At 36.8% G+C, this 5,811-nt stretch carries 3 protein-coding genes; 1 reads left to right on the plus strand and 2 read right to left on the minus strand.

The genetic code is table 11. From position 1 onward, the window contains the following. Positions 1-3,953: calcium-binding protein (locus tag Q0394_RS01085; RefSeq protein WP_298945096.1), on the minus strand; the 3,953-nt coding region annotated here is incomplete at its 3' end. A gap of 41 nt (positions 3,954-3,994) precedes the next feature. After that, on the minus strand, positions 3,995-4,717 hold the full coding sequence (locus tag Q0394_RS01090; protein WP_298783682.1) for a hypothetical protein: 723 nt from the start codon (positions 4,715-4,717) through the stop codon (positions 3,995-3,997). Positions 4,718-4,985: 268 nt separating this feature from the next. On the opposite strand from Q0394_RS01090, the gene Q0394_RS01095 reads away from it, so the two are divergent. Beyond that, the coding region (locus Q0394_RS01095; RefSeq protein ID WP_298945098.1) for a cysteine peptidase family C39 domain-containing protein at positions 4,986-5,811 on the plus strand (826 nt) is incomplete at its 3' end.

Genomic DNA, 5,811 nt, shown 5'->3' on the forward strand with positions numbered 1-5,811 from the left:
CCTTTATTAAATATATAGGTATCATCGCCGTAACCACCGTTTAAGGTGTCGTTGCCAAGACCGCCGTTTAGTGTATCATTACCATCTCCACCTTGCAAATTATCACTGCCCATGCCACCGATTAAAGTGTCATTTCCATTTTCTCCGTAAAGTGTATCGTTGCCGTCTCCTCCAAATAATTGGTCATTGCCATCATCCCCATGCAGCTCATCATTTCCGTCATTTCCATTTATAGTGTCGTTTCCGTTTCCACCATATATTATGTCATCTCCGCCAAGTCCAGATATGATATTATCTTTCATATCGCCGTATAAATTATCATTACCTTGTGTCGGTTGTGGTGCTAAAATTTCAATTATTTTATTAATATCCCACTGGGTGCCGTTTTGAAAGATGATTTTTTCTATAGCTCCATTTCCTATATCGCCGTTGTATTCGAAAAAATTATCTATTTGAATAACATCATTGGTCTTGGCTTTATTATCATCTAGTCTGGTAATGTAAATAGAAGTTTTGTTGCGAGTTAGTTCGATATTTTCAGGTTTTATATTTTTAGAAAATACGATGCCATCCACACCGGCACTGTCATAAACTCTATCTTTTCCAAATAATATATCGAAATAATACATATCATTTCCGGCTCCGCCAAATAGCGTATCATCGCCACGACCGCCTATGATAATATTATCTTTATTATCTCCGCTTAAATTATCATTTCCAGCTGTCCCTTCTACCGAATTGATCACAAATTTTAAATTTTCAATTTCGCTTAGCCACCCAGCTTCAATCGTTTCAAATACACTTTGATATTTTGTGTTGTAAGTGCCTAAATTCTTTGCGGTATTTATTAGTTCTCTAGCTCGTATAATGTTATCTGCGGAAATGTCTGCATAATCAACATTTGGTAATAAATCGGCAATCCTATCTTTTAAAGTTTTAAAAGCCATGCTTAAATCGCCCGTTTGATTTTTCTCCCATTGCAAAGGTAAGATACCTGCAAACAAATCTTTAAATTCGCTTTGAGCGGAAATTTGAGCTTGTACGTATTTGACAAATTTATTAAACTCATCTATCAAAAGCGGTGCTGCCTGACCATGCGGGTTTGGGTCATGTTCTCCCCAGCACCAAATTCCAAGATAACCTTTACCGGTTAAATGCTCTAGTGCAACCAATTGACGAGCATCCATTACATGTGAATAAATTTTTTTCGGATCTCTTGCGTTTGGATTTATTTGATCCGAGCTGGCCCAACGATAGATTATGTCATTTATCATCTCATTTTGTTTGGCTTTATCTGAGGCAATGTAGTTTTGAACCATTGTTTGTAAAACTTTATCTTTTGCCATAGCTTGGTGTAAATTCAAAACTTCTCCAAATGCATAAATTTGCGGAAGCGCTTCTATTTCAGCAGACAAGACAATCTTTTCTCCTACATATCTTGTATCTGCCGTGAAAGTATCAAGCCAGACATCGCTGATTGTAGTTGTATTTCCATTTGTAAAGGTTATATTTGAAGTTTGTCTGTGTTCGTTGCCGTTTTCATCGATGAAGTTACTATTTGTGTAGTTTAAATTTATCTCTTTTATGCCAAGCTCTTTTAGAGATTTTAATTCGTTGTCGTCTAGTTTAGCGTTTTGGTTGGCATCTTGCCAAATTGCTAAGCTTTCATAGCCCCATAAGTCCAGTTCGTTTATCACTCCATCTTTGTTTTCATCGAATTCTTTTAGGGCCTCAAAGCCGTTATTAGCTAAGCCTCCATCTCTTAGTAAAGTATGATTTCCAAATAGTTCGCTTCCGTTTGTTATGCTATTTGCGATTAAGGTTTTATTGACTAAAATTCCGTCATTTTTATCTATCCAAGAGGTATTTTCTGCGAATTTATTATTATCTAGGTCGAAGTATGTTTTACCGTTTTTTCTTGATATTGTTTTTACTCCGTCACCGTTTAAGTCAATCACAATAGGTGAAGTTTTAGTTGAAGCCGGAGTCATATCCGGGAAAGTATCGTTCGGGCTGTCATCTTCATCGTCATCGATTATTTTACCGATACCGTGTTTTAATATCTTGGCTTTTAGTTTATCTGAGGTTTGGATGATTATAGGAGTTACATCAAATTCCCTATCCTCTTGTTTGATCGTATTACCCTCCCATGTATAGGTATAGGTATTTCCCCGCTCGTATTGCGCTAAATTTAGATTGTATTTTTTGATATATTCTTCGCTTGGATCACCGAAAAGATATTTTTTATCTCCTATTCCCAGTATAAGAAATTCACCTTTTTCGATAGAGCCTTGTAGCGAAATATTAAAATCTAACGACTTTTTACCGCTATCTCCTTCATTTGTTTGGTTGTCGCTTATGCTTATACCTATCTCACCTGGATCGAGGAGGGTTATATCTAAGCTACTATTATTCTTATGGAAATTATATATAGTTAATGTTTTTGCTTTGCCATTTTCTATCTTATTAACAGTGAGAGTATTAATGGGCTCATCCAGACTATATGTTATATTTGCATTGTTTATATCTATATAAACTCCTCTGTCTTTATCATATTGCCCACCTATTAAAAGATTGTTATCGAAAAATACTTTTCCTGCGCCGTCTAAATCATTGATAATATCTTTATTACCCGCATAATACGTATCATATCCATCTCCACCATAAAGCTCATCAGCAGTGTCGTCATCTACCGATTGGCTAAAAGAGCCTATCAGGGTATCTTCCCCCTGGCCTCCATATAGTCTATCGCTTCCTTCGTCGCCGACTAAAACGTCTTTAGCGCCATCATCATTTTTCCCATCCCTATCGTGCCCGTAAAGTATATCATCGTATTTCGTACCGGCTATGATATCCGCTCCGGCGCCACCTATATAGGTTATGCCATTAGGGATGCGATCTTTATAATGGTTAAAGATTGCCAAAGGGATGGAGAATTTGGTATTTTTATTTAATTTAATTTCTACGTTATCGGCAAAATCAAAATTTTTGGCATGTGTTCCGATGATAATATTTGATTGCGAGGCATCATATATTACTAATTTCCCATTTTCGTCTAGATAATTTATAACACCGGATTTTTTAATATCCTTATACTCAAAATAATATGCTAAGGCCTCCATTACTAATTTAGATATTTGTATCTCGGCGTCTATACTGTTAGTAGGTATTTGTACATTTTCTAAACTGCCCATTAGGTAATAGTCTAATTGTCCAATGGTTCCTACATTTATAGTCGCATCTTCCATTGGCGTTCCATCTTTCTTTGGCGTCATGTCTATTATAGGTTTTAACAATACTTTTTTGCCTATGTTGCTTGGATCGGTAGTTTGTTTTAGTACCCAATTTACAATATTTGCTATCGTAGAATTTGATTCGTAATCGAAGTCCCCCACATCAAATTTATATTTTACGTTTTCTACGCATATTGGATTTAAATTCTCATCTAATACATAACGAATCTTATCAGTATCTAAGCCCACGGCTATACTGCCAAATAAAAAAGCGACTTTAGCAAAATCTTCATCTAATAAAGCGCGATTATAAAGATAAACTTTAGTAGTTGCCTTTTTGGCTTTTTCTTTCGTTTTATCATTTGCATCATTATAGAATAGTTCTGCAAACTGATCTTGTGTCAAATAGTATTTGCCATCTTCAAATTTCTCACATTGATTCGCAGTCAGCTGTTTATTTCCATTGTTTAGGCTATTTTTCTTACTTGTTTTTCCGCTAAAAAATACTTCAAATAACCTAAAATCTTTAGCGTTTACAAATTCTCCCGCCTTCTCTAATAGTTCAACGGTGCTATATTCCAACTCTATATTACCTTTTCTATCGATCCATTTGGTATCGGCTAGCTCCTCGGGTTTGGGAGCTTTTTCTTGGCCCCATAAATACCAAGATAAAATTTTTATAGCAAAATCTCCATCGATTAAACTTATTCCTTTAGGCATAGTATATCCTTTCTAAAAATTTCAGTTATTTGCTTGGCTTTTCAACCGCCTGTAAGTTCCCTGCCTTCCAGGTATTCTTTTTCTACATCGTATTTTACGTCGCCGCAATTATCAAAATAATACTCGGGCGAATTAGTGGGTTTTTCATAGTATGTTTTTAAATTATATTCAGTCGGAATTTTATGAAATAGCAAAATAGACTTGGATTGTAAAAAGTCATTTCCGATGATATAATTTTTATCCAACATAAGAAAGATGCTATCCTCGAAACACAAAATCAAAGGTTTTGTAAAACCGCCTATTTTATTGACGCTATCGACTTTCAAATATTGTTTTGGATCCGTTGCGCTCGCCTGTAGTTTCGTCATATATAAATCCTCAACGGTTTCTACGCTATCGCTCTTATTTTTTAAAATTTCAAGATAATTTTCAAAGCTCAAGTCTTTCATCTCATAATAATCGGTAGGATACTTAGATTTTATGCCGTCGTTTTCTCTATACTTTGCGATCTTTTTTAATACAGTAATTTCTTTATCTAAAAATTCTCCGACGGCGCGTTTATACAGCTCCTCTTTAGGTAAAATTCTATCCTCTTTGAGGCAGTAGCCTTGTTTGTATTTATTGTAGTCAGGGAGGGAAACGACGGCAAAGCCTCGCGAGGTAGAGTAATCAGGCACGATGCGGATAAATGCGGCGCAAAGTATTATTATAAGAAGCAGTGTCCCCGCCAGGGCTTTAAATTTAATAGACTTATAGAATTTCATATCAGTCCTTTTCTTGCTATCCCTTAGCGCGGATTATATAGCCGCATTTATAAAAGTATGCTTAAGCTTTATAAAATATTTCCAGGCTTTGTTTTAAAGCGGCTTCTTAAATTTTGACACTCTCCTGGTCATTCCTTCCCGCCGCACCATCGTTCTAGCTTAATAAATTCTTCAAATCCCTTAAATTTCTTTAAAATTCCTTCCGAATTTAAGCCCCGTTTCAAATAGACTTAATAGAATTCCTTCAAATTTCACTCAAAGGTATTCGATGCAAACCGCCCTGGGCTCGCTAGGTCTGATAGCCGCCGTAAATCATATCCCATTTGATGCCAAGGCGCTTATAAATAAATTTGCGCTAAGCAGCGAGGAGCCGCAGATCGAAGAGCTAGTGCGGATGGCTAAGCATTGCGAGTTTAAGGCTAAAATCAAAAAGCTAAATCTTTCAAATTTGATGCGCTATAAGCCGCCCTTTATCCTTCAGAAAAAGGACGGAAGCTACTTTAACATCTTAAAGATCGAGCAGCAAAGCGAAGCGAATATTAAAGCATCACACGCTAGCAAGACAGGAGCCGATATAAATAGCGCAAATTCCAAAGACGCGGCAGGTTCTAAGGAGATATTAAGCCCTAGCGGCGGCGCGGCAAATTCTTTAAACTCATCTTCATCCGCATCGTTATCTTCTAATACGTCATCTTCTTCCGGCGCGGCAAATTCTTCTCCCGCGGATACACCCCATTTGTCTGCTAAAGAGACTAAAGCCTCCCGCTCATCCAAATCCTTGCAGGAGCCAGAAGCAGCTATTAAATTTATCGTATTTGACGGCGGAAATTCCGTAAAAGAGCTTAATGCTAGCGAGCTATTTGATCTTTGCAGCGGCGAGTTTATCGTGCTAGCTCATAAAACTCTGAATTCTCAGATAAAATTCGGCTTTGCCTGGTTTTACAAGCGGATGCTAAGCTTTAAAAGGGTCGTATTTGAAGTGCTTTTGGCTTCATTTATAATGCAGCTTTTCGGTCTAGTGACGCCGCTTTTTACTCAGGTGGTGCTCGATAAGGTTTTAACTCATCATAGCATTAGCACGCTAAACGTAATTG

The sequence above is a fragment of the uncultured Campylobacter sp. genome, from assembly GCF_938039205.1.
Lineage (GTDB): Bacteria > Campylobacterota > Campylobacteria > Campylobacterales > Campylobacteraceae > Campylobacter_A.

Bases quoted from the DNA above. Each gene is read 5' to 3' on its own strand.
- Q0394_RS01090 (WP_298783682.1), bottom strand. From the start codon at position 4,717: ATGAAATTCTATAAGTCTATTAAATTTAAAGCCCTGGCGGGGACACTG.